Source organism: Microcystis sp. M53603_WE2 (assembly GCF_030065435.1).
On the sequence record NZ_JASJFF010000021.1, the window covers coordinates 1 to 1675 of the forward strand.

Below are 1675 nucleotides of genomic sequence, written 5' to 3' on the forward strand. Positions count from 1 at the left end.
GCTTCATCTTGTCTTTGGTATTGTTCTGGTGTCCCGTTTTTTAACTTGGCTTCTACGACTAGCATCGATTAATCCTCGACCCTGGATAAATTGAGTATAACACAGTTTACCTACAAATGGTAGAATTAAAATCGTGCTTCGCAGTCAATATCCTGGTCGGATTTCATCCCCCGCAAAGGTTGATGTCTTGTCGAAAAATTTAGCGGGGGCATTCATCCGACATTTTAGGTAACCGAATTAGCCCAACTCGACTGCGATTTTATCCTTCCCTCCCGCACTCACCATATCGACGGTTTGACATCCTCACAATCAGATTAGAATACGGATAAAAAATTTTGACTTTGCTGGTATCAGATGCGAGTTTTTCTGCCGATTCTCTGTTTATGTCTAGGAATAGGGGAATTTTTCCTCAATCCCCCCATTAGTCCGGGCAATTCCCTTCCCGCAACCACGGTAACTCGAACGGAAACCCGTTTGCTGCTGAATTTAAAAAAAAGACGGGTTTTTGTTTACCAAGGACAGAAAATAATCGCTTCTTACCCAGTGGCGATCGGTCGTCCGGGTTGGGAAACCCCAACGGGAGAATTTAGGGTGATTCAGATGGTGCGGGAACCAGTCTGGGAACATCCTTTCACCGGGCAACTGGTGCCATCGGGAAAAAACAACCCTTTAGGGGCGCGTTGGATCGGATTTTGGACCGATGGCGCCAATTTTATCGGTTTTCACGGTACACCGCAAGAAAATCTCATCGGCCGGGCCGTCTCCCACGGTTGCGTCAGGATGCGCGATCGAGATATAAAGGCTTTATTTGAAAAGGTAAAAATCGGCACTTCGGTGATAGTAATCGCTCAATAAGTAGTGTCTGCTGAAAAAGTTTCTTGGTGAGGTTAGGAGTCGGTCGTCAGTCCCGATGAAAAAATTTTCACCCCCACAGATGAAAGAGGTTTCCTTCCCTACACCCCACACCCCACACCCTACACCCTCTTTCAAGTCAGGCGTAATTTAGATAGTCAACAGTTTAAAATGAGAGAAACTAAGCCAAGAGGATAAGCGGTGAATATTATTGAACTAATCGGGATCGTGGCGGGAATATTAACCACTGTCTCTTTTTTACCCCAAGTGATTAAAACTTGGCGTTATCGTTCGGCTAAGGACTTGTCCCTAACTATGTTTATTTGCTTTTGTCTGGGGGTTTTTCTTTGGCTAATCTACGGGATTTATATGAGCAGTAAACCGATTATTGTCGCTAATTTTGTTACTTTTATCTTAGCGGGGACAATTCTCTATTTTAAGATTAAATATGATTAAAACAACTGACAATCCCTTGCCTCCCTATTTGCTCTCGTCATGACAATTCTACAATTTATCCCCACATCTAGCCACGGAGAGCGGATTTTTAGGTTAATTTATCTCAAATGTCGGGGTGAAGACCCTCAGTTTTACAGATGGGATGAAACCGTTCGGCTGAACTCACGGCCGAAGCCCCGACCAACCTAGAACAGCACTTCGACAAGCTCAGTGACACGAAGCACGATTAAAGGTCTAAAAGTACTATCGAACAATGTTTTTAGATTTATTCAGCCAACCCTATCTAGGGTCTGCTGAAAAAGTTTTTCCTGGGGGTAGGAGTCAGTAGCCGGTCGTCAGGAGTCGGTCGTTTCAGGCTTTGTTGCCC

The 1675-nt window shown here is 44.6% G+C and carries 2 protein-coding genes; both read left to right on the forward strand.

Annotated features, from left to right (window positions below; translation table 11 throughout):
* Positions 1-354 precede the first annotated feature (354 nt).
* Complete coding sequence (locus PX481_RS00535) at positions 355-855, forward strand: L,D-transpeptidase (protein WP_002758784.1); 501 nt, start codon at positions 355-357, stop codon at positions 853-855.
* A 198-nt stretch (positions 856-1053) separates the two neighbouring features.
* A complete protein-coding gene (locus PX481_RS00540; RefSeq protein ID WP_002743903.1) occupies positions 1054-1308 on the forward strand; it encodes a SemiSWEET transporter in 255 nt (84 codons plus the stop codon).
* The last annotated feature ends 367 nt before the right edge of the window (positions 1309-1675 follow it).

Excerpts from the sequence above, each read along its gene's own strand:
- PX481_RS00535 (WP_002758784.1), top strand. The coding sequence starts at position 355 with ATGCGAGTTTTTCTGCCGATTCTCTGTTTATGTCTAGGAATAGGGGAA.